Genomic DNA, 24,137 nt, shown 5'->3' with positions numbered 1-24,137 from the left:
CGACATCACCGTCGGCCGAGGAGCGCGAGCGCGCCGCGGATCGCTTGGTCGAACGGCTCGGCCGTCCCGGACGACCGGGCGAGGACGTATCCGCCTTGCAGCACCGCGACCAGTGTGGTTGCCGTTGCCTCCGCGTCGAGATCACTCGCCAGCTCCCCGTTCGCGATGCCCTCGGCAAGCACTCCGGCGAGACGGCCGCGCAGCCAGTCGAACGTTTCCTCCAGTGGCGCGCGCAATTCCGGGTTCGCGACGATCTCGGGATCCAGCGCCAGCCGTCCGACCGGGCAGCCGCGCAGGACGTCGCGCTCGCGCAACAGGTAAGCCGAAACGCGTTCGACCGCCGTCGTGCCCTGGGCGAACGCGGCTCCGGCGGAAGCGCGCAGATCGTCGGCGTTCTGCCGGATCGCGGCGAGCGCAAGGTCGGCCTTGCCGGTGAAGTGGTGGTACATGCTGCCCTGCCCGGCCCCGGCGCGCTGCTGGATCGCCTTCGGGCTGGTGCCGATGTACCCCCGCTCCCACAGCAGGTCCTGAGTGCTCGCGACGAGCTGGTCTCTGGTGGACATGAACCCACCGTACATACTAGTAGGTACAGAGACAAGCGGCGATGCGGTCCCTCTCTCGCGCGGTGAGGCCCTCGGCACGAAGCAGATGCCTCCGGCGGTCCGAAGATCCGGTGTGGACCAGGTTGGCGCTGGGAGCTGACCGGGGACCGTGCGGGCGGACCGGGGCCGTACAGCGGCGTTCCGGCTTACGCCGACTGGATCCGGGTGAACCGCGGAGACACCTGGGCCGCTTCTCCGGCAGAGCTCCACCGAATCTCCACATCCTCCCCGCGACACCGGCACATCCGGGCGGCAGCATGGCCGCCGTGGACTGGAGTGCGGTGTTCGAGGCGGAAGCGCGGCGGCGGAAGGTCCGGCCGCAGCCGGCGTGGGGGAGCGGGGCGCCGCTGGATCCGGTGGTGGCGCGCAGTGTCCGGCGGTTCCAGCACCCGCCGGACGAAGCGGAAGACCGGCGGCTGCTCGCCCGGCTGCTCGAAACCGCGAGCCAGCCAGGGAAAAGCGACGTGATGAGCCAGCTTATCTCCGACGTCCTCGCGCTCGGCTACTACCGCGCGCTGCGGGACGGCGCCCGCGACCCGGTCACCGTGGAGGTCGCCGCCCGGGTGTTCGCCGGGGCGGAGCGGCGGCTCAGCTGTCACGTGGACCGGCTGCGGCGGCAAAGAATCGCAGCGAGCGCGAGATGGCGAGCCAAAGCGATACTCGAAACCGGCGGCGTGCTAGCCGGCCACGGGCGCGCGTTGCGGCGGCTCGGCGTGCCGTGGCTGGCGTTCGTCACCGACGCCTGGGCGCGGTTCGAACGAGCGCTTGAGCAGGTCCGCAGAGGACCGTCGATCCGCCCGGGGCCGCGCGTGCGGGCGCGGCCCCGAGGACTGCTCTAGGAAAGCTTCGACCAGAGGAATTCGTACGCGACCGCTGAGCGGAACGCGAGTTGTTCGTTGTCTGCCGCCGCGCCGTGGCCGCCTTCGATGTTCTCGAAGTACTCCACGTCGTGGCCCTGTTCACGCATCCGCGCGAACATCTTGCGCGCGTGCCCGGGGTGCACGCGGTCGTCGCGGGTGGAAGTGACGAAGAGGATCGGCGGATACTCGCCGCCCGGGGAAACGTTCTGGTACGGCGAGTATTTCGAGATGTACTCCCACTCCTCCGGGACGTCCGGGTCGCCCCATTCGGCCATCCACGACGCACCGGCCAGCAGCAGGTGGTAGCGCTTCAGGTCGAGCAGCGGCACCTGGCACACGATCGCGCCGAACAGCTCCGGGTAGCGGGTGAGCATCACGCCCATCAGCAGCCCGCCGTTGCTGCCGCCCTGGATGCCGAGCCGTTCCTTCGTCGTGATGCCCCGCGCGACGAGATCGCGCGCGATCGCGGCGAAGTCCTGGAACGCCTTGTACCGGTTCTCTTTCACCGCCTGCATGTGCCAGTCCGGGCCGTATTCGCCGCCGCCGCGGATGTTCGCGACCACGTACGTGCCGCCGCGCGACAGCCAGGACCGGCCGACGACCCCGCCGTACGACGGGGTCAGCGAAACCTCGAAACCGCCGTACCCGTACAGCAGTGTCGGGCCGTTTTCCGCGCCGGGCGGGCGGACCACGAAGTACGGGATCTTCGTTCCGTCGTCCGAGGTCGCGAAGTACTGGCTGACCTCGATCCCGGCCGCGTCGAAGAACGCCGGAGCCTGTTTCAGCACCTCGACGTCGCCGCCGACGACGCCGCGGGTGAGCGTGGACGGCTGGAGGTAGCTGGAGGAATCCACCAGGTACTCGTCGTCGACGTCCGGTTCGGTGTCGACGATCTGCGCGCTGCCGAATTCCGGCGCGCCGCCCAGTTCCGCCTCGGCCCAGCCGTCCGGACCGGGCGTCAGCACGCGCAGCTCCGACTTGACGTCGTGCAGCGTCGCGAGCAGGAGGTGGTTGCGGGTCCACGTGTAGTAGTCCAGCGAGGTGTGCGCGTCCGGGGTGAACAGCGCGGTGAACTCGCGGTCGCCGGACTTGAACGCGTCGTACCGGATCGCGAGCAGCGTGCCCGCCGGGTGTTCGGCGCCGCCGACGGCCCACGCGCTGCGCGGGTGCACGAGCAGCCATTCGCGGTGCGTGGACACCTCGACGTCCTCGGGCAGGTCCAGTTTGGTCAGTCCGGACGGGGTCCGCTCGAAGTTCTCGGTGCGGTAGAAATCGATCGCCCGGCGCACGAAATCGCGTTCGAAGCCCTCGGTCGGGTCGTGATACGCCATCATCGCGACGTCGTCCGGCTTGCCCTCGGCGACGAGAACCGCGTCCTCGAGCGGGGTGCCGCGCCGCCATTCCTTCACCAGCCGCGGATAGCCGGACGTGGTGAGCGAACCCGGACCGAAATCCGTTCCGAGGTACACCCGGTCGGCGTCGATCCACCCGATCCGGTGCTTCGCCTCGGGCAGCGTGTAACCGTCCTCCACGAACTCGTGCGCGTCGAGGTCGAACTCGCGGACGACGGTCGCGTCCGCGCCGCCCCGCGACAGCTGCACCAGCCCGAGCCGGTGCCCGGGACGCAGCACCGCGGCGCCCTTCCAGACCCAGTTCTCGTCCTCGGCCGCGGCGAGCGCGTCGACGTCGAGCAGGATCTCCCAGTCCGGTTCGGCGGTGCGGTACTGCTCCAGCGTGGTGCGCCGCCACAGCCCGCGCGGGTGGTCGGCGTCCTGCCAGAAGTTGTAGTAGTGGGTCCCCCGGCGCACGACGTACGGGATCCGGCCGCCCGCGTCGAGCACCTCGCGGATCGAGTCCCGCAGCTGCCCGAACCTCTCGCTCGCGGTGAGCACGTCGAGCGTCTCCGCGTTGCGCGAACGGACCCATTCGAGCGCCTCGTCGCCCGTCACGTCTTCAAGCCACAGGTACGGATCTTCGACAGTCATAGGGTCCAGTCTCGCTGCCGGTCGCGGATCCGGCCAGGATCCCGGCGTTCCCGTTTCGTGATCCGGGGCCGAGCGCGGTCTCCGTATGCTGGCCGGGAGGGGGAGGAATGACGTATTACGCCGGAGGCTCCTGGCCTCCTCCAGCACCGCCGCCGAGCCGCAGGCCGGGCAAAGCGCTGGGCGCGGCCGCCGCGGTGGCCATTGTCGCGGGCACGCTCGCGCTCATGGCCGTGGTGCCGCACGAGGTGTCCGGGCACGCGATCGCGGCCCCGGACGCCGACGCGATGCCGGACCGCCAGGACGCCAAACCGGTGCGCAAGCTCAGCGGCAACCCACTGCTGGCCGACGGGGTCGCGCTCGGTCCCGTGTCGTGCGACCTGCCGGACCTGAGCCGGGACGCGCAGCAGCTCAAGACCTTCTACACCGCGCTCGTGGGCTGTCTGAAGCAGGCGTGGCAGCCCGCGCTGGACAAAGCGGACGAGCCGAACCTGCCGGTCAAGGTGTCGGTCACGCTGCCGAAGACGAGCGCGTGCGGCAACGCGCCGTCCCGGGACGAAGCGGTCGCGTACTACTGCGGCGGCGACGCGACGATCTACGCGCCGACCGAGTGGATGCTGTCGGATGCCGGGCTGAGCCGAGCCCGCCATCTGGCGACGCTCGCGCACGAGTACGGCCACCACGTACAGCGCGAGAGCGGCATCCTCGACGCGGCGAGCACGGAGATGGGTTCGCCGGAGCCGAGCAGCGACGCGGACAAGGCGGTCGTGCGCCGGATCGAGCTTCAGGCGAACTGTTTCGGCGCGCTGTTCCTCGATGCCGCGGCGGACCGCGGGTCGATCAGCCGGGCCACCGCGAACGCCGCCGTCGCCGACTACGGCCGTGCTGACGACAGCGGCGACCACGGCACCCGCGCGAACCAGCTGGCCTGGGCGAAGGCCGGTTACACCGGAGCCGGCCCGGCCGCCTGCGACACCTGGTCGGCCCCGGCGGACAAGGTCAGCTGACGCGCCACTGCGGGTCGCGGCCCAGCCGGCCGAGGAACTGGTCCAGTTCGCTTTCGTCGGTGCCGATGGGCACCACAGGCGCGAAGGTCCCTCGTTCGACGCGTTCCTTCGGGTCGGTCGGGATCATGAGCGCGAATTGCAGGGCGGCGTGCACTGCGTCCGGCACCGGGTCGTACGCGACGTCGAGAGTCTTGGCCAGATCCCAGCCGTGCGCGACGGTGTCGACGAGGTGCATCGTGATCGCGACTGTGCCTGGGAAGGTGCCGAAGGCGTTGACGGCGATCTGGCGTTCCGCGACGTCGGCTTCGCCGTACGCAGCGAGGTAGTCGGTCACCGAAGCTGCGTACGCGGCGTACGGGTCTTCGCCGAGCTGACCGCTGTCCCAGTCCTTCGCGGAGCCGTTGCGCGCGGCTTCGGCGAAGGCGTGGTTTTCGCTGACTTGGTGGCGGAGCAGGTCAGCGAGCGTCCAGCCAGCGCACGGCGTGGGCCGGCCGAGATCCGCCGCGGTGATCTTCGAGACGATCGGGTCGAGGACGAGCAGGGACTGCCGGTCGAGGTCGAACGTGGTCATGGGCTCACGCTAGCCGCCAGATCGGTCCAGGAAGAGAGCCAAAGCGGAGCCAGCTGCGGTGGACCAATCTAGGCTGGACGCGTGGACCTGCACCTGGACCTGTCCGGCACTCGCGGCCATCGCGACGAGATCTACCGCCAGATCCGCGAAGCGGTGCTCGACGGGCGGCTCCGCGACGGCGACATGCTGCCGCCGACCCGGGAACTGGCGCAGCAGCTGGCCGTCTCGCGCACCACTGTCACCGCGGCGTACGAACGCCTCGCCGCGGAAGGATTTCTCGACGGTCGAGTCGGAGCCGGTACTTACGTGCGGGCCGGTGCCGCACCGCGGCCTGCCGAACCGGCTGGGACGGCGGAGGGCGTCCAGCCGCGTCCGGAGTGGACAGACGTGCCCGCGCCGCCGAAAGCGTTCACCACCCCGCCGGAGTTCGATTTCCGGGCCGGAGTACCGGACGTGCGGCTGTTCCCGTTCGACACCTGGCGTCGGCTGACGACCCAGGCGTTGCGCAGTTCCCGCGCGGAACTGATGACTTACGGCGAACCCCAGGGCGATCCTCGGTTGCGCACCGAACTCGCGAGGCACCTCGCGGTTTCCCGGAATGTTCGCGTGCGACCGGAACACCTCGTGATCACTTCGGGCGCGCAACAGACGATCGACCTCGTCGCGCGGGTCCTGTTGCGGCCCGGCGACCTGGCTGCCGTCGAGGATCCCGGGTACCCGCCGCCGCGCCTGCTGCTGGGCACGCTCGGGGTGCGCGTCGCGCCGGTTCCGGTGGACGACGAGGGCATCGTGGTCGACGCGATCCCGCCGGGCACTCGCCTGGTGCACGTGACGCCTTCGCACCAGTATCCGCTCGGTGTCGCGATGTCGCCGTCTCGCCGGCGAGAGCTGCTCGATTGGGCTGAAGAAAACGGGGCAGTCGTAGTCGAGGACGATTACGACACCGAGTTCCGCTACTCCGGGCGACCGCTGGAACCGTTGCACAGCTTGGATTCTCCCGGCCGGGTGGTCTACGTCGGCTCGTTCTCGAAGGTCCTGTCTCCCGCGCTGCGACTGGGTTTCCTCGCCGCGCCACCCGCTCTGGCCGAAGCGATCGTCAAGGCGAAGTACCTCGCCGACTGGCATTCCCCGGGCATCGAACAGGCGGTGGTCGCGGCGTTCATCGCGGAAGGCGGGTTCGCCCGGCACGTCCGCCGGATGCGCGGCGTCTACCGTGCCCGCCACGACCTCCTCGTCGACTGCCTTCGTGCGGAATTCGGCGATGTGCTGGAGCCGGTTCCGGCGTCGGCGGGGCTGCACCTGAGCGCGTCGGCGGATCGGGATTTGCGCGGCTTCGCGCGGGAGGCGTCCGGGGCGGGCGTCCGGCTGTTTTCGCTCGGCGACTTCTCCGTGGCGGCACGGCGGCACGGGCTGCTGTTCGGTTACGGCGCGATCGCGGCGGAGGAGATCGGACCCGGTCTCGCCCGGTTGCGCCGGGTGTTCGACAGCAGGCCCGGATGAGCCGGTTACCACGAACGGACGCATCCCGCCGGACTTTCGCAGTCGGCACCGGGGCCCTAACCTGATGTGACCCGACTCACCGAGGAGAGGGCATCGCCATGCGGATTGCGGATGTGCTTCAGCGCAAGGGCGCGACGGTCGCCACCGTGTCGCCGGGGACGACGGTCGCCGAGCTGCTGACGGGACTCGCCCGGCACAACGTCGGCGCGATGGTCGTGGTGGACGCCGAAGGCGGGATCGCCGGGATCGTGTCCGAACGCGACGTCGTGCGCAGGCTCAACGACCACGGACCCGCCGTCCTGCAAGGACCGGTCGCGGACATCATGACCACCCTGGTCGCCAGCTGCACCCCGGACGATCCGGTGGACGAGCTCAGCGTCGTGATGACGCAGCGGCGGATCCGGCACGTGCCGGTGCTCGACGACGGGCGCCTGGCCGGCATCGTGAGCATCGGCGACGTGGTGAAGATCCGGATGGAGCAGCTGGAACAGAGCCAGGAACAGCTGGAGGCCTACATCTCCCAGGGTTGACGCGTCACTCGCGCCAGCCGCTGAGTTCGACGCCCTTCGCGACGTCCACCCGGTAGCCGAGCGAGACCGTCGCGGACGCTCCGGGCGCGATCGTGAGCTGCCAAGTGAACTGGCCCAGCTCGGTGCGCTCGACCGGCTCCGGTTCGAGCCGCAGGTCCCGCACGGTGATCGCGTCGTCCCGCGAGACCGGGGCCTGGTCCAGCACGGCCACCACGGCTTCGCGCGGGCTGTGGTTGGTCACCGTCGTCAGGTAGTCGGCTTCGCGGCGGCGTTGTGCGGAGAACGTCGCCTTGCCGGCACTGCGCTTGACCAGTTCGCGTTCGACGCGGATCCGGTCGTCGACGCCCAGCGCGAGTTCGCGTTCCTCGCCGGGTGCCCACAGTTCCAGCTGTGTGCTGCCGACGAACTCGGCTTCGTGGAACACCGCGGCGCGACCGGCGCGGAGCGTGTGCTCGCCGGTGTTGACCACCTTCGCGCGCAGGTATGCCTCTTCGGCCTGCGTCGGCGCGGTCACGTAGTCCAGCTCCGCGGTGAAGTCCAGCTGCGCGAGCGTCGTCCGGTGGCCTTGCGCGCCGGACGGGATCGCGACCGGACGGGCAGGGCGGAAGGTGACCGCGGTGGTGCCTTGCTCGACTTCGGCGACGTGCGCGGCGAAGCCGTCGCGACCAGCGGGCGCGGCACCGCCGTACGCCATCGCAGCGGGTGCGTGCGGCACCATCGAGCGCCGCTCCGGCTGCTGCCGATCCAGGTACCAGGGCTGGAGTTCCGGGATCACGACGGTGTTCGCCGGGCGGGCGGTGGACAGCGTCAGCTCGCACTCCGGCCAGTCCTCGCCGGTGTGCTGGCTGACCAGTCCGTAGGAGGTGACGGTGACGTCGGTGCCGCGTACTCGGACGTCGTACCCGGGTTCCCAGCGCGCGCCCGGAACCACATAGGACAGTTCGATTTCGGCGGCGGCGGGGGATTCCAGCTCCACCACGATCGTGGAACTGTCCTGTTCGGACTGTGCACTGCGAGTTTCGATCTGACGGTCGAGCGCGGCGAGGTCTTCGCGCAGCCGCTCCAACCGCGTGGCGAGCGCGCGACGTTCCTTGAGCGCTGCGGCTAACTGCGTGCTGAGTGCTTCGCTCACTTCCTGGACACGCCCCGGTTCCGCGTCACCTCCAGCCAACGCCTTCGCGAAGCTTGCTCCGCTGCGTCGCGAGACTCCGGTCAACAGGTCGACGCGCGCTGCCGCTGCGCTCTCGTCGTCCACGACCTCATCGACAGTCGCCTGGTCCGCGCGACGCTGCTCCACGAGCGCGCGCAGCGTTGGGTCGGCTGGCGCGGCGTGTTGCGCGTACGCGACGTCGACGCCCGTGACCAACGCGTCGCCCGCGCCGCTGACGCGCACCGAAGCAGCGTCGAGCGACAGGGGGAGACCCGTGATCTCTACGCGGGACCCGTCGGCCGGAGTGACTTGACAGCGGCGGGTGACGCGCGCGTGTTGCGGATAGACCGTGACCGTGACTATCGGTGCGTCCATGGCTCCGACGTTAGTCGGTTGACGCGAGTTGCGGTTGACGGAACTCTCAACTTGCTCGCCTGCTTCGTCCAGCTTGGGGGTTCTGGTGGGAGTTGCCACCCGGGTCGCTGCCGTTTTCGTCGCAGTGGCCACGTTGTCCGTGCCCGCGGTCGCTGAAGCTGCTTCGCCGCCAGCGCCGGTGTTCACCGACGGTCAGGCGCAGCCGGTCTTCGATCCGGCTGACGTCGTCCGCGAGGACGTCTGGGTCACCGCACCCGTCGACAGCGACCACGACGGCAAGCCTGACCTCGTACACGCGCAAGTGGTGCGTCCGCACGCCACGGAGCAGGGCATGAAGGTGCCGGTCGTGTACGAGGCGAGCCCGTACTTCGCGGGCGGCAACGACGTACCTAACCACAACGTCGACACCGAGCTGTACGTGCCGGGCCCGCACGTCGCGGCACCGATCGGCTGGAGCTACCAGGACTACTTCACCGCACGCGGATTCGCTGTGGTGTACGGCGAATCCCTCGGCACCGGGTTGTCGACCGGCTGTCCGACGACCGGCGACGTGAACGAGACGATCGGCGCGCGCTCGGTCGTCGACTGGCTGAACGGCCGCGCTGAGGCGCACGACAAGGCCGGAGCGCCCGCCGCGGCGAGCTGGAGCACCGGGAAGACCGGCATGATGGGCGTGTCGTACAACGGCACGCTGCCCAACGCGGTGGCCAGCACCGGGGTCGAAGGGCTCGAAACGATCGTGCCGATCGCCGCCATTTCAAGCTGGTACGGCTACTACCGCAACGCCGGGGCGGTCGTGGCTGCCGGCGGGTATCAAGGCGAGGACGCGGATGTGCTCGCCGGGTACGTCTACTCGCGCGCTGACCAGCAGATCTGCCGTCCGGTACTCGACGGCCTCACTGCCGCGCAGGACCGCGTGACAGGAGATTACAGCCAGTTCTGGGACGTGCGGAACTACCGCAACGACGTCGGCAAGGTGCACGCTTCGGTGCTCGCGGTGCACGGGCTCAACGACTGGAACGTGAAGACCGAGCAGGTCGCCACCTGGTACGAAGCGCTGAAGAAGCACGGCGTCGAGCACAAGATCTGGCTGCACCAGTCCGGTCACGCGGACCCGATTTCGCTGCGCCGCGACGTCTGGCTCACGACGCTGAACAAGTGGCTGTCGCACTACCTCTACGGGGTCGGCAACGGGATCGAGCGCGAGCCGAAGGCGACCGTTCAGCGCGAGGACAAGTCGTGGGTCGACGAGGCGGAATGGCCCGCGCCGGGCACGTCCGACGTCGAGCTGCACCCGTGGCCGGGCGGACGTTCTACCGGGGCGCTCGACCGGCAGCCCGTGCCCGGCCGTCCGGCCGTCGAGACGCTGGCCGACGACGCGAGCAAGAAGATCGAGCAGCTCGCCGACGCGGCGTCGTCCGGGAACCGCTTGCGCTACCGTACTTCGGCGACCACGGAGCCGCTCCGGTTGTCCGGCACCGCGAAGGCCGAGCTCCAGCTGTCCTTCGACCGCCCGGCCGCGAACGTCACCGCGGTGCTGCTGGACCGTGCGCCGGACGGCACTTCCCACGTGATCAGCCGCGGCTGGACGGATCCGCAGAACCGGGTCAGCCCGTCGGTCACGTCGCCGATCACCCCCGGACAGCGGTACCGCATCGAGGTTTCGCTGATGCCGAAGGACTACATCGTGGCCGCCGGACATCGCCTGGAGTTCGTGCTGGCCTCCAGCGACCACGACTTCACGCTGCGGCCGAAACCTGGTGCCGGACTGGCGCTGGAGCTGACCGGGACGACGGTGAAGCTGCCGATCGTCGGCGGGAAGAAGGCGTTCTACTCGGCGATCCCGGCTCGGTAGGCGAAGGCGACGGCCTGCGCGCGGTCGCGCAGGCCTGCCTTGGCGAACAGGTGATTGACGTGCGTCTTCACCGTCGCCTCGCTGACCACGAGGGTGCGCGCGATCTCTGTGTTCGACAGGCCGGCCGCGATCAGCCGCAACACCTCGACCTCGCGCGCGGTGAGGCCTTCCAGCTCCTTCGTGCGTACCGGCGCGCGGCTCGTCGCGGCGGCTACCAGCCGTTGCTGGAGCGCGCCGTCCACAGTGGACTGACCAGCGGCCGCTGAGCGGAGGGCACGGACGATCGCATCGGCGTCAGCGTCCTTGGTGAGAAACCCGCGGGCACCGGCTTTGAGCGCGGCGAGCAGGGAATCGTCGTCGGCGTAGGTGGTGAGGACGACGACTTCGGTCTTCGGATGCTGCGCACGGACCAGCTCAGTCGTCTCGACGCCGTCGCGGTTCGGCATGCGCAGGTCGACGAGCAGCACGTCCGGCTGGTGTTCAGCGACAAGATCGAGAGCCTGTACGCCGTCTGCGGCCGCGCCTACCACCTCGATGCCGGGCAGCAGCCCGAGAAGCGTAACGAGGCCTTCGCGCACTACAGCCTGATCGTCGGCCAGCACTACGCGCAGCGTCACGCCGGTACCGTCAGCTGAATCCGCCATCCGTCCTCCCCGGGGCCGCATTCGAGCTTCCCGTTCAACAGCGCGACCCGTTCGCCCATGCCTCGCAAACCGTATCCCGGCGACGGCGGCTCCGGTGGACGGCGGCCCTGGTGATCGACGATCGTTAAGTCGACTTCGTCGTTCTTGAAAGCCACTGTGACGTCTACGGCGGGACCTGCGGCATGCTTGCGCGAGTTGACGAGGGCTTCCTGTACGGCGCGTACGAGCGTCGTACCAACAGCTGCGTCTAGCTCACGTGGTTCGCCCTCGATCACCATGTCGGCGCGAGAGCCAGTGTCGAGCCTGTACGCGGCTAGAAGGTCTGAGACCGAGCGCTCGACGGGTATGGGGTCTTCGCGCAGCGCGGCGACGGCCTTGCGTGCTTCGGCGAGACCGTCCGTCGCTAGTTTTTGCGCGCGTTCTATCTGCGCGAGAGACTCTTCGCTCGCACCGTCGCGAACCATCATCAGGCGCGCGCCTTGAAGGTTGAGCGCGAGACCGGCGAGGGAGTGCGCGAGGACGTCGTGCAACTCACGAGCGATGCGCGTGCGTTCGGCGAGGGCGGCCGCGCGGGCGTGCTCCTCGCTGGCGGTCTGGGCCCTGGCGAGCGCGAGTTCGGTCTGTTCCAGCCGTTCCGCGCGCCCGCGGCGATTGGCGGCGAGCAGGATCATCACGACCAGGACCGCGAAGAGGGCGAGTGCGTTCAGCCAGTCGAGGTCGTAGACGATCGACCAGGTGACGATTGCCGCCGAGGCCACCACCAGCGCGGCCGCCGCGGCGATCCGGCCGCTCACGCGGAGGGTGTAGAAGGCGGCGCCGAACATCGTCGTCGAGGTCCAGCTGCTCGGCTGCAGGACCCAGAGAGCGCCTGCCGCGGCGACGACGGCGACCATGGTCGCGGGCATCAGCCAGCTCGGCCGCGACTCCCGGGTGAGCCAGAGCGCCGGGACCGACAGCAGGAGGACCAGCCCGATCAGCGGCCACGTCCACGGCCGCGCGTTCGGGATCGCGAACAGGGCGGGCACGCCGAGCAGGCCCCAGCGCACCCAGTCGGCGCCCTCGAACCGCCGCCTCGCCTTCGCGAGCGGGGCCGCCGGTGTGCCCATGGGCCCTCCCGAGTCGTCTTGTACGGAAAATGTACTGGTTCGGGCTTGGCTGGAGGCGCTCGGACATTTCCCCCACCAGGAGGTACGCCCCATGTCCAGATTGAGACGGTTCGCGGCGGTCGCGGCCGCGGTGGCCCTGCCCGCGTGCGGCCTGACGCTCGCCGCCCAGTCGACGGCGGCCGCGGCCCCCAACTTCCAGGTGCCGTTCAAATGCGGCGTCACGGTCACCGCGGCGACCTTCAGCGGCCACAACCCGGCCAACTCGGTCGACTTCCAGAAGTCCGGCATCACCGGCATGCCAGTGCTCGCGGCCGCGTCGGGGAAAGTCACGCGCGTCGCGAACGAGGGCAGCACCAGCTACGGCCGCTGGATCGAACTGGACCACGGCGGCGGCTGGCGGACCCGGTACGCGCACCTGTCCGCGCAGGAAGTGTCGGTGGGCCAGAGCGTTGCGCTGGGCAAGGAGATCGGCAAGGCGGGCGCGACCGGCGGGGTGACCGGCCCGCACCTGCATTTCGAAGAAAACCTCAACGGCGTGACGCAGAAGGCCGTGCTCAACGGCGTCGCGGTGCCGTACTACGGCAAGAAGGACTTCACGAGCAAGAACGGCTGCGGCGGCAACCCGTACTCGGCGACGCAGGTGTGCGGGTCGGGTTTCTCGGTGATCGACCAGCAGGCGCTGGGGACGGCGGGCACCGCGTACCTGCTGTACAACTCGTCCTCCAAACAGAACTGCGTGACGACCCTGAAGGCGGTTTCCCTCGGGACGGCCAGCCCGGTTTCGGCGTTCCTGGAGGTGAAGGGCTCGGCCAGGGCGACGGATTCCGGGAGCTTCACCTACTACGCGGGCCCGGTGAAGAAGAGCGCCGGCTCCACGTGCGTCAAGTGGGGCGGCTCGGTCGGCTCGTCCGCATACGAAAGCCCGTTCGAACACTGCGGTTGAGCGTTGTCCGCCGATGCTGCCGGAGCCTGGCCGGCTCCGGCAGCATTTGCCTGTTGTGGACAGTTGCTGCCGATGCACACCGCACTGACATTTTCCGGTGCTTCTCTTGCCTGGTGACGTGATTGTCCACAACCGCCTGCGGCCGTCCACAGATTTGCCGTGCCGGCCCCGGTTCGCCGGTTCGCGGCGCACAGTGGAGGCGTGACCACCTCGACGCCGCCCGGCATCTCCCGGGCCACCCTCAGCAACCCGGCCGACCTCATCGCCTCGCTTCCGTACCTGCTCGGTTTCCGTCCCGCTGATTCTCTCGTGCTGCTGGGCCACCGCGTCCCCGGCACGACGATCGGCCTGATGGTGCGCGCCGATCTTCCGCCGCGTGAATTCCAAGCACAGCAAGCGGATGCACTGATCCCGCGCTTCGACGATCCCGAGCACAACGGTGTCACCGTCGTCATCGTCGGCGGTTCAGCGGATGAAAACGGCCCACCCCACCAGCCATTCGCGGCCGAGCTGGAACGCGGCTTGGCACGGCACAACCTCCGCCTGTTCCACGCACTGTGGACCTCCGAGATCGAACCCGGTGCGCCATGGTCGTGCTACCGGGATCCGGACTGCGGCGGTGTTCTGCCCGATCCGCAGGAAACCGTCGTCGCCGCCGCGACCACCGAGGCTGGTTTCGTGGTCTTCCGCAGCCGCGAAGAACTGGCTGCGGTGCTGGAACCCCGCTCCCCGGAAGCGATCGCCCGCCGCGCTGACCTGCTGGCGTCCTCCCCGGAACCGTTGTGCGGTCCAGGCATGTCCGCACGCGATGTCCTGGACGCCGCGGTCACTGAACTCCGCGACGCGTTCCTCCGCCACCGCCGAGGCGAGGGTCCTCCCGACGACGACCAGGCCGCCCGGCTCGCTCACGCGCTGATGCTCACCCCCATCCGCGACGCCTGCCTGGCCCTCGCGGTCCCGCCGCACACGTCGCTGACCCGCGAGGCCGAGGAAGTGTGGCTGACGCTGGTCCGCGAACTGCCTCCGCCGCACCGGGCCGAGGCCGCGCTGCATCTCGGCTATACCGCCCTGATGCGCGGGGAAGGCGCGCTCGCCGGAATGGCGCTGGCGAACGCAGTGGAAGCAGATCCGGAGCATGTGGTGGCGCAGCTGTTGCAGACCGCCTGGAACATCGGCACGGATCCGGCGAGACTGACCGGCCTCGCCGACTTCAGCACAGCGGCGGATCTGGGGCTCTCTCCGCCGCCGGATCCGGGGAGCGCTGAGGAGCCTGGCGCGGGGCGAAGACCGGGACCGCCGAGCGGGACGAGATGACGGCCGCCGGAGCTGGTAGCGCGGACGGAGAGCGGACGTGAGCCGTGGTTTCCTCGGAATGAGGTTTCCTGGCGAAGCCCTGGCTGTGCGCCGGAATGGCCTTGCTTGAGCCGTATTCGGTCTGGTGCCCGTCGCGTGCGGTGCGGGGCGGCGGTCGTCCGCGAGCGGAACTTCGCCATTCGCGGTGCCCGAGCCGGACTTCGTCCGCGGCACCCGCCCTGCCGTCGCGCTGGCGAGTCCTCAATGGACCTTCGGGGTGCCCGAACGATGCTCGCCGCACACGATGCGGGGGCGGGGACCCGTCCGAATCCCTGCCCCGCGCGAAATCACGTCCGGACCCGACCCGCGGCCTCCGGCCACGTCCGGAGCCTGGTCCGGAATCGCCGTCAGGAACGACGCGACTGGGTGAACTGCCAGGCGTCCGACACGATCCCGTCGAGATCCGTCAGCTTGGGCGTCCACCCGAGTTCGCCGTTGGCCTTGTCGCTCGACGCGACCAGCACCGACGGGTCGCCGGCGCGGCGCGGGGCCACCTCGGCGGGGATCGCGTGCCCGGTGACCCGGCGGCAGGCTTCCACGACCTCCAGCACCGAGAACCCGGTGCCGCTGCCGAGGTTGTAGATGCGGTGCTCGCCGGCGGCGGCGTGGCGCAGGGCGAGGAGGTGGGCGTCGGCGAGGTCGACCACGTGGATGTAGTCGCGGACGGCCGTTTTGTCGGGCGTCGGGTAGTCGTCGCCGTAGATGGAGATGTGGTCGCGGTCGCCGGTCGCGACCTCGAGAACGAGAGGGATGAGATGGGTTTCGGTGGTGTGCCGTTCGCCGAACGCGCCGTACGCGCCGGCCACGTTGAAGTAGCGCAGGCTGACCGCGGCGAGGCCGTGGGCGCGGGCGAAGCTGGTGATCGCGTGGTCGATGGCGAGCTTCGACGCGCCATACGTATTGGTCGGCCGCGTCGGGGCCGTTTCCGGGATCGGCGAGACGTCGGGCTCGCCGTAGGTCGCCGCGGTGGAGGAGAACACCAGGCGCGGCGTGCGGTGCTTCTTCATCGCCTCCAGCAGCCGCAGCGACGTCACCACGTTGCCTTCCCAGTACTTCGCCGGGTCGGCCATCGACTCGCCCACCAGCGACTTCGCGGCGAAGTGCAGCACGCCGTCGAAACCTTCGCCGAGCAGGTCCGCGGCGATCTCGGCGGCGTCGCCCTCGACGAAGCGCGCCTGCGGGTGAACCGCGTCCGCGTGCCCGGTCGACAGGTCGTCCACCACGGTGACCTGGTGACCCGCTTCGATGAGGCGGGCGGCGCACACGCTGCCCACGTACCCCGCGCCGCCCGTCACGATGAGCTTCAGGGGGCTTTGCTGGTCCGTCACGTCAAGGCCTTTCTGCTGAGGGGCGGCGACTCTGCGGCACAGTCTCCCCTCAGTGCGACGCGACGGACCCTCCGGGGGTTGCTCCGGAAATCAGGCTTCGTCGCGGCCCGCGCCGCGCGACGGCACCGCCGTGAACATCCGCGGACGGCGGAACCCGGCCTGCTCGCAGGCGGTTTCGACCGCGGTGCGGACTTCGTCCAGATCCTCGTCGCGGACCAGCGCGATCGCCGAGCCGCCGAACCCGCCGCCGGTCATCCGCGCGCCCAGCGCGCCGGCCGAACGGGCCGAATCGACCGCGAGGTCCAGTTCCGGCGTCGAGATGCGGTAGTCGTCCCGCATGCTCACGTGCGAGGCGTCGAGGTGCGGCCCGATCTCGGCGAGCTTCTTCTCGCGCAGCAACGCGACCACGTCGAGCACCCGCTGGTTCTCGGTGACCACGTGGCGCACCAGCGGAACCAGATCCTCGGGGAGCTGCGCGAGGGCTTCGCCGAGCCCGTCGAGCGTGACGTCGCGCAGCGCCTTCACGCCGAGCAGTTCCGCCGCGCGCTCGGTGCCGCGCCGCCGTGCGCCGTAGCCGCCGTCGGTGTGCGAATGCTTGGTGCGGGTGTCCATGATCAGCACCCGGAGCCCGGCCTCGCCGAGCGGGAAGGGCACCTGCTCCATCTCGCCCGAGCGGACGTCGAGGAACAGCACCCGCGAGTCCTCGCAGCACAGCGACGCCGTCTGGTCGAGCAGCCCGGTGGGCGCGCCGACGAAGTCGTTCTCCGCCCGCTGCACCCAGCGCGCGATCTCCGGGCGTGCGGGAGTGCCCGCTCCGCCGTCCTCGAGTTCCACCCCGGCCACGCCCAGCAAAGCCAGCGAAACCGCGCATTCCAGCGCGTGAGAGGAGGAAAGCCCCGCCCCGGACGGCACGTCGCCCGCGATGACCAGGTCGGCGCCGCCCGCGTAGCCCTGGTCGCGCAGCACCCACGCCACCCCGGCGGGATACGCGGCCCAGCCGCCGAGCGATCCCGGTTCGAGCGCGGCGATGTCGTGCGGCCCGGAGCGCTGCAGCTGCCCGTCGTCGCCGAGGGTGGCGACCCGGAGCTTGCCGTCCTCGCGCGGAGAAGCCGCCGCGGCCAGCCGGTGCGGGAGCGCGAAGGGCAGCACGAAACCGTCGTTGTAGTCGGTGTGCTCGCCGATCAGGTTCACCCGGCCCGGCGCCGACCACACGCCTGCCGGGGCCCGCCCGTGGACGTCCTGGAACGCGCGTGCCGCGTCGGCCGCCGGGGTCACTTGGCGAGCGCCAGCACGGCGTGCAGCGCCGCGGTGGACACCTGCGCCGTGGTTTCGGTGCCCTTGACCTCGACGGTGGCGCTTCCGCCGGAAGCCTTGCCCACCGTGACGAGGCCGCCGGGCACGATCCCGACCGTCCGCAGCTCGGTGAGCAGCGACTCGTCGAGCTGCACGTGCTCGGCGATGCGGCGGATCTCCACCTCGCCGCCGCCGGTGCGGGCGAACTCGTCGAGGCGCACCAGCCCGTCCTCGGCGCGCGGCGCGGGATCGCCGTCGCCGAGCTTGTCGAGGCCCGGGATCGGGTTGCCGTACGGCGAGGTGGTCGGGTGGTCGAGCAGCTTCACCAGCTTGCGCTCGACGGCCTCGCTCATCACGTGCTCCCAGCGGCACGCTTCGTTGTGCACGTGCTCCCACTCAAGGCCGATGACGTCGACGAGGAGGCGCTCGGCGAGCCGGTGCTTGCGCATGACCGCGACGGCGAGGTCGTGGCCGTGGTCGGTGAGCTGCAGGTGCCGGTCGTCCGCGACGACGACCAGGCCGTCGCGCTCCATCCTGGCCACGGTCTGGCTCACAGTGGGCCCGCTCTGCTGCAGGCGCTCCGCGATCCGGGCCCGCAGCGGGACGACACCTTCCTCTTCGAGCTCGTAGATGGTACGCAGGTACATCTCGGTGGTGTCGATGAGATCGTTCACGCTGTCCCCTTCGTCCGCGTAGCTCATCGTAGTCGTTCGCCCCGACAGCGACGGCTCGCCTCGGCGTAACGGCCCGGGCCCGGCGAAAAGTCCTGCCCTGATGCGCGAACCGCGTCCGGACCAGCAGGATGGGGCCATGCGACCGTTGATTTCGCCCGCGGAGCTCGCCGCGTTCCCCGACCGAGACCGTCCCGTAGTGCTGGATGTCCGCTGGCGGCTCGGCGGACCGCCGGGTGCCGAGTCCTACCAGGAGGGACACCTGCCCGGCGCGGTGTTCGCCGACCTCGACACGGTGCTGGCCGCACCGCCCGGCGAGGGCGGCCGCCACCCGCTGCCCGACCCGGCCGCGCTGCAGCGTGAGCTGCGGAAAGCCGGGGTCCGGGCCGGGCGTCCGGTGGTCGTCTACGACGACGCCGACGGTTCGGTCGCCGCGCGCGCCTGGTGGCTGCTGCGCTGGGTCGGCCATCCGGAGGTCGCGGTGCTCGACGGCGGTTACGCAGCGTGGCTGGCCGGAGGGCGGGAAGTGACGACTGACGTGCCTTCGCCGGAGCCGGGCGACATCGAGGTCCGGCCGGGTGCGATGCCGGTTCTGTCGGCGGACGAGGCGGCGGCGCTAGCGCGCGAAGGCGTGCTGTTCGACGCGCGGGCGCACGTCCGCTACACCGGCGAGACCGAGCCCGTCGACCCGCGGGCCGGGCACATCCCGGGCGCGGTCAGCGCGCCGTCGTCGGAGCATGCCGGTGCGGACGGGCGCTGGAAGTCGCCGTCCGAGCTTGCCGAGCGGTTCGCGTCGCTGGGCTTGGCTGACGGGGTTCCGGTCGGCGCCTACTGCGGTTCGGGCGTCACGGCGTCGTCGGTAGTGCTCGCGCTGGAGGTCGCCGGGCATCCGGAGCCGGCCGCGCTGTACGCGGGGTCGTGGTCGCACTGGTCGCGCGATCCGGAGCGTCCCGCGGCCACCGGTCCCGAACGCGGCTGAATCCGGCGGAACTTTCCGCGCTGGACACCGACTTCTCGTCCGGAAGGTTTTCCAGGCGAGAGGCGGCGTTCATGGAGCGAAGAACATTCCTGCGCGGGTCGGCGGCGGCCGGAGCGGCGATGGCGGCGTTGCCCGCCGAGGCTGCGGCGACGACCGGGGAGACGACTGGGCGTCGGCCGTTGCGGGTCCAGGTCGTGTTGTTCGACGGCGTCGAGGAGCAGGACTTCGCCGGTCCGTACGAGGTGTTCTCCGCGGCCGACATGCACGCTAAGCGCGACACGGACGTTTCGTACGTGTGCGTGGACGGGCCGGGCGTCGTGCGCGCGGCGTACGGGACGAAGGTGGAGGTCGAGCGCGGCTGGTCGCCGCAGGACGCCGACATCATCGTCGTGCCGGGCGGTGGTTACGCGAAACGGAAAGGTCCGGGCATCTGGGCGGAGATCGACCGCAAGGTGCTGCCGGACGCGCTCGCGGCCGCGCCGCGCAAAGGGCTGACCCTTGCGTCGCTCTGCACGGGGACGCTGCTGCTCGGTGCGGCCGGACTGGTGCGCGGACGTCCGTGCACGACGCATCACGGCGCGGCCGACACGCTCGTCCAACAGGGCGGCCTGCTCAAGAAAGCCCGCGTGGTCGACGACGGCGACGTGGTTACCTCAGGCGGCATCACGAGCGGGCTGGACCTAGCCTTGTGGCTGGCGAAACGGGAACTCGGCGCCGACGCGGCGGCCGGGCTGGAGGAGATGCTCGAATACGAAGCGCGCGGCGTCGTCTGGACGCGCGGCTGAGTCCTGCCTTGTCGCGGAACCCGGCTGGGCGCGTGGTGGGGAAGTGACGTGCGGCTGAGTCTTGCCTTGTCGCGGAACCCGGCTGCGCGCGCGGTGGGGAAGTACAGTGCGGTGCATGTCGTCGCCTGCAGTTGTCTGGGATCCGTCGCTGCTGAAGTACGACCTGGGCGGGCAGCATCCGTTCAACCCCGTCCGGCTCGACCTCACTGTGCGGCTCGCTACTGAGCTGGGCGTACTCGACGGCGTCGAACTGCTCGTGCCCACCGCGGCGGGCGACGAGGAACTGCTGCGCGTGCACGTGCCCGAGTACCTGGCCGCCGTGCGGGAAGCGCCGGACGTCGGGTGGGACGTCGGGCACGGGCTCGGGACCGACGACAACCCCGTGTTCCCCGGAATGCACGACGCGACCGCGCTGGTCGTCGGCTCGACGCTGCTCGCCGCGCGCAAGATCGCCGACGGCGAGGTCCGGCGGGCAGTCAACATCGCGGGCGGGCTGCACCACGCGATGCGCGATCACGCGTCCGGTTTCTGCGTCTACAACGACTGCGCGATCGCCATCTCGTGGCTGCTGGACCACGGCTTTGACCGCATCGCGTACGTCGACACCGACGTGCATCACGGCGATGGCGTCCAGGCCGCGTTTTACGACGATCCGCGCGTGCTCACCGTTTCGCTGCACCAGCACCCCTTCACGCTCTGGCCTGGCACCGGCTACTCCGCCGAGGTCGGCAAGGGCAAGGCAGCCGGTACGGCGGTGAACGTCCCGCTGCCGCCGCATACGCGGGACCCCGGGTGGCTGCGGGCGTTCGACGCGGTGGTTCCGGCTGTGCTGCAAGAGTTCCAGCCGCAGCTGCTGGTCACCCAGTGCGGAGTGGACTCGCACGAGGAAGACCCGATGGCCGACATGTCGCTGTCGGTCGACGGACACCGCACCATCTACTCCACGCTGCGCGACCTGGCCGAACGCTACGCGAACGGCCGCTGGCTCGCCGTCGGCGGCGGGGGATACCAGCTGATCCGCGTCGTGCCGCGCTCGTGGACGCACCTGATGGCCACCGTCCTGGACCGTGACGTCCCGCCGGAAACGCCGCTGCCGCCCGGCTGGGTTTCGACGGTCAAGCGCGCCGCCCCGGCCGCCGACCTCCCCGCCGCGATGACCGACGGCAAGGACACCGCCTTCAAGCCGTGGGGCGACGACGCCGACGACCCGGTGGACATCGCGATCCGCGACACCCGCCGCGCGATTTTCCCGCTGCACGGCCTCGACCCGGACGATCCGAGGGACTGACCATGCCCGACCAACCTCGCCGCCCCGGCGCCGGCAACCCCGGTCCGGGCGACCCCGCTCCCGGCACTCGCCCGACGAGCGGTTCCGGCGGAACCGATGCCCCGAATCCCGGGCGCGACGCCCGTAGCGCGGCTGGAGGGCCGGAGTCCGGCGGACCTGATGCTCCGGCTCCCGGCGGACCTGATGCTCCGGCTCCCAGTGGCACTTCCGCGCGCGACGCCCGTTATCCGGCGAGCGGGTCCAGCCCGGCCGGAACGCCGAAGCCCAGCGGCTCTTCCTCCGGCGCGGCCGCACCGGCTGCGGAGGGCAAGCACAGAGAAAGCGGTTCGCCGAATGGACCGGCCCAGGGCGAGCCCGGCGCGGATCCGGCTGCGGGCGGCGCTGCGTCGGCACGGTCTGGCTCCGCAGGGAGTTCCGTTGCGGCGGGCGGCAAGGCGGCACCTGGCGACTCTGCGGCAGCCAGGCCGGACGCGGCAGACCGAAGCAGTGCGTCGGGGGAGACACTGAGCCCCGCCGCGGGCGGGAAGCGCGACCCCTACGACTACCCCCGCGACTGGGAAGCCGACGTAGTCCTCTCCGACGGCGGCACTGTCCACTTGCGACCCGTCGTGCCCAGCGACGCCGACGGTCTTGTGGCCCTGCACGGCAGGCTGTCCGACCGCACCCGGTATTTCCGGTATTTCGGTGCCTACCCCCGGATCCCGCCGCGGGATCTGGAGCGGTTTTCCACTGTGGACCACCACGATCGGGTCGCGTTCGTGGCCTTGCTCGGGGACGACGTGGTCGCGGTGGGGCGTTACGAGCGGCTCGATCAGGGGCCCTCGGCGGAGGTCGCGTTCGTCGTCGACGACAAGCATCAGGGGCGCGGGCTCGGCTCGATTCTGCTGGAGCACCTCGCCGCGGCGGCGTCGGAGTGCGGGTTGCGGCGGTTTGTCGCCGAGGTGCTGAGCGAGAACGCGGCGATGGTGCGCGTGTTTCGTGACGCGGGCTACCAGGTCAGTCGCGCGATCGAGGAAGGCGTGCTGCATCTCGAGTTCGATATCGACCCGACGGAGGAATCGCTCGCGGTCGCGCGATCGAGGGAGCAGGCCGCGGAAGCACGGAGCGTGCACAATTTGCTGCATCCCGGCACGGTCGCGGTGATCGGGGCGTCCGCCGATCCCACCAAGGTCGGGCATGTCGCGTTCGCGAACCTGCTCGCGGCCGACTTCGCGGGGGCGGTGTATCCGGTCAATCCGGAGCATCGGTCGGTTCGCGGGGTGCGGGCGTATCCGTCCGTGCTGGATATTCCGGATCCGGTTGATCTGGCGCTGGTGGCGGTTCCGGCGGAGGCCGTCGAGGCGGTGCTGGACGCTTGCCTGGCCAAGGGCGTCAAGACGCTGGTGATCGTGTCCGGCGGGTTCGCGGAGTCGGGGCCGCTGGGGTTGCACGCGGAGTTGCGGCTGGTCGGCGAGGCGCGGGCGCACGGGATGCGCGTGGTCGGGCCGAATGCGCTGGGCGTGTTGAATACCGCGAAGGACGTTCGGCTCAATGCGACGCTCGCGCCGCGGTTGCCGAAGCGTGGGCGGACCGGGTTCTTCTGCCAGTCGGGTGCGCTGGGGACGGCGATTCTCGCCGACGCGGGGTCGCGCGGGCTGGGGTTGTCGACGTTCGTGTCGGCGGGCAACCGGGCGGATGTGTCCGGCAATGACCTGTTGCAGTACTGGGAAACCGACCCGGACACCGATCTGGTGTTGCTGTATCTGGAGTCGTTCGGCAACCCGCGCAAGTTCGCGCGGCTGGCGCGCAGGTTGGCGCGGTCGAAGCCGATCGTCGCGGTGAAGTCGGGGCGGCATGCGGTGCGGCCGCAGCTCGCGGCGACGTCGGCGGAGGTCGACGAGGCCAGTGTGCAGGCGTTGTTCGAGCAGGCCGGCGTCGTACGCGTGGAGTCCCTGGCGCAGTTGTTCGACACAGCGCTCGTGTTCGCGCATCAGCCGCTGCCGGCGGGGCCGCGGATCGGGATTGTCGGGAACTCCAGTGCGATCGGGTTGCTGGCCGCCGATACCGCCCGTGCGGAGGGACTGCGGCTCGCGTTCGATCCGGTGGACATCGGGCCGCAGGCTGGGCCGGACGAGTTCGCGACGGCGGTGCGGGAGGCGTTGGATTCGCCCGACACCGACGCGTTGATCGCAGTCTTCGCACCGCCGGTGGCGATTCCTGGGGCTGCGTACGCGCGAGCGTTGCGCGAAGCGGTGTCGGAGATGAAGCAGTCGAAGCCGATCGTCTCGACGTTCCTCGCTGCGGAAGGCGTGCCGCATGAGTTGGCGGTGCTTTCCGACGACGGCGTGCCGACGCGTGGGTCGATTCCGTCGTATTCGAGTCCGGAGCGTGCGGTGAACGCGTTGGCACGCGTGGTGCGGTATGCCGCGTGGCGGCAGCGGCCGCAGGGGACGTTGGTGCGGCCTAGTGGTCTGCATGTCGAGCAGGCGCAGGAGATCGTGCGCGAGCTGGTGCCGGAGGACGGCAGTTCGACGTTGCTGTCTGACGACGACGTGGTGCGGTTGCTCAGTTGTTACGGCGTGGACGTGGTGCCGTTCCGGGTGGCGGCCAGTGAAAGCAAGGCAGTGGCCGCGGCGGCTGAGCTTGGGTATCCGGTCACGCTCAAAGCGGTCGACGAGCGGTTGCGCGGACGGCCGGACTTCGCCGGCGTACGGCTTGACTTGATGTCCGAAGAGTCCGTACGTGTCGCGTACCGGGACCTGTGCGCGGTGTCCGGCGACGAAGACGTGTACGTGCAACAGATGGCACCGAAGGGGCTGTCGTGCGCCATTGGGCTGCAGGACGACCCGTCGTTCGGCACGCTGGTGTCGTTCGGGCTGTCCGGGTTGGTCAGCACGCTGCTTGGGGACCGCGCGTACCGGGCGGTGCCGTTGACGGACGTTGACGCGGCGACGCTGATCCGGGAGCCGCGTACGTCGCCCTTGTTGACCGGGTATCGCGGTGACGAGCCTGCGGACCTCGCGGCGTTGCAGGACATGGTGTTGCGCGTCGCGGCGCTCGCGGAGGACAACCCGGAGGTGCGGTCGTTGACGTTGGACCCGATCCTCGCGTCGCCGGACGGGGCGTTTGTCGCCAACGCGCGGCTGGTGGTGGGCGCACCGCCGACGCGGCCGGATACCGGACCGCGTCGGCTGCGGCACATCACGCCGGTGGACTCGTGAGTGGCGATCGCGGTTCTAATACTCCAGCTGTAGTTCGTGATCTTGCTGGAGGGGGTTGGTGAGATGGGTGCGGCCACCGCGTGATCATGGGTGTTTGTGAGGACAACTCAAGATC

The 24,137-nt window shown here is 70.3% G+C and carries 20 protein-coding genes; 11 read left to right on the top strand and 9 right to left on the bottom strand.

What is annotated here, in order from left to right; translation table 11 throughout:
• Positions 1 to 5 precede the first annotated feature (5 nt).
• Complete coding sequence (locus BM362_RS34025; protein WP_167545554.1) at positions 6 to 563, bottom strand: TetR/AcrR family transcriptional regulator; 558 nt, start codon at positions 561 to 563, stop codon at positions 6 to 8.
• A 296-nt stretch (positions 564 to 859) separates the two neighbouring features.
• On the opposite strand from BM362_RS34025, the gene BM362_RS34020 reads away from it, so the two are divergent.
• Positions 860 to 1,441: a hypothetical protein gene (locus BM362_RS34020; RefSeq protein ID WP_067593530.1), complete on the top strand. Its 582-nt coding sequence runs from the start codon at positions 860 to 862 to the stop codon at positions 1,439 to 1,441.
• Here BM362_RS34020 and BM362_RS34015 read toward each other — a convergent pair.
• Positions 1,438 to 3,447 (bottom strand): prolyl oligopeptidase family serine peptidase, encoded by a 2,010-nt coding sequence (locus BM362_RS34015; RefSeq protein ID WP_093575971.1) that lies wholly within the window; start codon positions 3,445 to 3,447, stop codon positions 1,438 to 1,440. The genes BM362_RS34020 and BM362_RS34015 overlap by 4 nt on opposite strands.
• 107 nt (positions 3,448 to 3,554) lie before the next feature.
• Between BM362_RS34015 and BM362_RS34010 the strand changes: the two genes are divergently transcribed.
• On the top strand, positions 3,555 to 4,451 hold the full coding sequence (locus BM362_RS34010; protein WP_093575970.1) for a neutral zinc metallopeptidase: 897 nt from the start codon (positions 3,555 to 3,557) through the stop codon (positions 4,449 to 4,451).
• Here BM362_RS34010 and BM362_RS34005 read toward each other — a convergent pair.
• Positions 4,444 to 5,022, bottom strand: a complete 579-nt coding sequence (locus BM362_RS34005) for a TIGR03086 family metal-binding protein (RefSeq protein ID WP_093575969.1) — start codon at positions 5,020 to 5,022, stop codon at positions 4,444 to 4,446. The two genes, BM362_RS34010 and BM362_RS34005, sit on opposite strands and share 8 nt — an antisense overlap.
• Positions 5,023 to 5,103: 81 nt before the next feature.
• Here BM362_RS34005 and pdxR point away from each other — a divergent pair, with 81 nt between their 5' ends.
• Positions 5,104 to 6,522 carry a MocR-like pyridoxine biosynthesis transcription factor PdxR gene (gene pdxR, locus BM362_RS34000; protein WP_093575968.1) on the top strand — a complete coding sequence of 473 codons (1,419 nt, stop codon included), beginning with the start codon at positions 5,104 to 5,106 and terminating at the stop codon, positions 6,520 to 6,522.
• Positions 6,523 to 6,620: 98 nt separating this feature from the next.
• Positions 6,621 to 7,052 carry a CBS domain-containing protein gene (locus tag BM362_RS33995; protein WP_093575967.1) on the top strand — a complete coding sequence of 144 codons (432 nt, stop codon included), beginning with the start codon at positions 6,621 to 6,623 and terminating at the stop codon, positions 7,050 to 7,052.
• A gap of 4 nt (positions 7,053 to 7,056) precedes the next feature.
• On the opposite strand, the gene BM362_RS33990 is transcribed toward BM362_RS33995, so the two are convergent.
• The gene (locus tag BM362_RS33990) at positions 7,057 to 8,577 is read right to left on the bottom strand and encodes a DUF4139 domain-containing protein (protein ID WP_093575966.1); all 1,521 of its coding nucleotides are present in this window, start codon (positions 8,575 to 8,577) and stop codon (positions 7,057 to 7,059) included.
• 124 nt (positions 8,578 to 8,701) lie between these two features.
• Here BM362_RS33990 and BM362_RS33985 point away from each other — a divergent pair, with 124 nt between their 5' ends.
• Positions 8,702 to 10,432: a Xaa-Pro dipeptidyl-peptidase gene (locus BM362_RS33985; protein ID WP_425285752.1), complete on the top strand. Its 1,731-nt coding sequence runs from the start codon at positions 8,702 to 8,704 to the stop codon at positions 10,430 to 10,432.
• Here BM362_RS33985 and BM362_RS33980 read toward each other — a convergent pair.
• Positions 10,408 to 11,076, bottom strand: a complete 669-nt coding sequence (locus tag BM362_RS33980) for a response regulator (RefSeq protein WP_244287373.1) — start codon at positions 11,074 to 11,076, stop codon at positions 10,408 to 10,410. The genes BM362_RS33985 and BM362_RS33980 overlap by 25 nt on opposite strands.
• On the bottom strand, positions 11,046 to 12,182 hold the full coding sequence (locus tag BM362_RS33975; protein ID WP_093575965.1) for a sensor histidine kinase: 1,137 nt from the start codon (positions 12,180 to 12,182) through the stop codon (positions 11,046 to 11,048). The genes BM362_RS33980 and BM362_RS33975 overlap by 31 nt, the downstream gene beginning before the upstream one ends.
• A gap of 91 nt (positions 12,183 to 12,273) precedes the next feature.
• On the opposite strand from BM362_RS33975, the gene BM362_RS33970 reads away from it, so the two are divergent.
• Both BM362_RS33970 and BM362_RS33965 read left to right on the top strand, forming a co-directional pair.
• Complete coding sequence (locus tag BM362_RS33970) at positions 12,274 to 13,125, top strand: M23 family metallopeptidase (RefSeq protein ID WP_093575964.1); 852 nt, start codon at positions 12,274 to 12,276, stop codon at positions 13,123 to 13,125.
• 201 nt (positions 13,126 to 13,326) lie between these two features.
• Complete coding sequence (locus BM362_RS33965; protein ID WP_093575963.1) at positions 13,327 to 14,439, top strand: DUF4192 domain-containing protein; 1,113 nt, start codon at positions 13,327 to 13,329, stop codon at positions 14,437 to 14,439.
• A gap of 386 nt (positions 14,440 to 14,825) precedes the next feature.
• Here the strand turns inward: BM362_RS33965 and galE are convergent, their stop codons facing one another.
• From galE to BM362_RS33950, 3 genes are all read right to left on the bottom strand, one after another.
• Complete coding sequence (gene galE / locus BM362_RS33960) at positions 14,826 to 15,806, bottom strand: UDP-glucose 4-epimerase GalE (protein WP_093575962.1); 981 nt, start codon at positions 15,804 to 15,806, stop codon at positions 14,826 to 14,828.
• A 90-nt stretch (positions 15,807 to 15,896) separates the two neighbouring features.
• Positions 15,897 to 17,081, bottom strand: coding sequence for a galactokinase (galK, locus tag BM362_RS33955; RefSeq protein WP_093575961.1), 1,185 nt, complete (start codon positions 17,079 to 17,081; stop codon positions 15,897 to 15,899).
• The gene (locus BM362_RS33950) at positions 17,078 to 17,800 is read right to left on the bottom strand and encodes an iron-dependent transcriptional repressor DtxR (protein ID WP_009075181.1); all 723 of its coding nucleotides are present in this window, start codon (positions 17,798 to 17,800) and stop codon (positions 17,078 to 17,080) included. The genes galK and BM362_RS33950 overlap by 4 nt, the downstream gene beginning before the upstream one ends.
• Before the next feature lie 109 nt (positions 17,801 to 17,909).
• Here BM362_RS33950 and BM362_RS33945 point away from each other — a divergent pair, with 109 nt between their 5' ends.
• The 4 genes from BM362_RS33945 (at position 17,910) to BM362_RS33930 (ending at position 24,022) form a co-directional block, all read left to right on the top strand.
• Complete coding sequence (locus BM362_RS33945) at positions 17,910 to 18,749, top strand: sulfurtransferase (protein ID WP_093575960.1); 840 nt, start codon at positions 17,910 to 17,912, stop codon at positions 18,747 to 18,749.
• 71 nt (positions 18,750 to 18,820) lie between these two features.
• Positions 18,821 to 19,534 carry a DJ-1/PfpI family protein gene (locus BM362_RS33940; RefSeq protein WP_093576078.1) on the top strand — a complete coding sequence of 238 codons (714 nt, stop codon included), beginning with the start codon at positions 18,821 to 18,823 and terminating at the stop codon, positions 19,532 to 19,534.
• Positions 19,535 to 19,649: 115 nt separating this feature from the next.
• The gene (locus BM362_RS33935) at positions 19,650 to 20,822 is read left to right on the top strand and encodes an acetoin utilization protein AcuC (protein ID WP_093575959.1); all 1,173 of its coding nucleotides are present in this window, start codon (positions 19,650 to 19,652) and stop codon (positions 20,820 to 20,822) included.
• A 503-nt stretch (positions 20,823 to 21,325) separates the two neighbouring features.
• Positions 21,326 to 24,022: a bifunctional acetate--CoA ligase family protein/GNAT family N-acetyltransferase gene (locus BM362_RS33930; protein ID WP_093576077.1), complete on the top strand. Its 2,697-nt coding sequence runs from the start codon at positions 21,326 to 21,328 to the stop codon at positions 24,020 to 24,022.
• Positions 24,023 to 24,137: the final 115 nt, after the last annotated feature.

Origin of the sequence: Amycolatopsis rubida (assembly GCF_900115345.1) — a bacterium.
Classification (GTDB): Bacteria; Actinomycetota; Actinomycetes; order Mycobacteriales; family Pseudonocardiaceae; genus Amycolatopsis; species Amycolatopsis rubida.
This window is presented reverse-complemented; position numbering and strand designations above follow the sequence as displayed.